General features: G+C 31.6%; 1 protein-coding gene. It reads left to right on the forward strand.

The genetic code is table 11. The annotated features are described in order from the left end of the window. Positions 1–380 (forward strand): transposase family protein (locus KA858_RS11950; protein ID WP_210135799.1); only part of this gene is annotated, 380 nt, incomplete at both ends.

Genomic DNA, 380 nt, shown 5'->3' on the forward strand with positions numbered 1-380 from the left:
AAATTGTTTAGCTAAAAATGAAAATTTCTCCATTGTGAAGAATGGTAAGAAAACTTCTACTATTACTCTACTTAAAGTCATGGAAATGCCCGCTTATTTAGAACTTCAAAAACAAAGATTTTATTGTAAAACATGCGATAGTCATTTTACGGCTAAATCTGATATTGTCGATGATTACTGTTTTATTTCAAATAAAACAAAACTTGCAGTTTTAAATAAAGCACAAGAATGCCGCTCTCAAAAATCTATCGCTAAGTCATGCTTAATATCATCAATGACTGTGTCTAGAGTGATTAATCAAGCGGCAAGCGACGTAGGTCAGTCTTCTTTTGATGCTTTACCTGAACACTTAATGATGGACGAATTTAAAAGTGTTAAAA

Source organism: Staphylococcus sp. GDX8P80P (assembly GCF_017893095.1).
In the GTDB taxonomy this organism is placed as follows: Bacteria; Bacillota; Bacilli; order Staphylococcales; family Staphylococcaceae; genus Staphylococcus; species Staphylococcus borealis.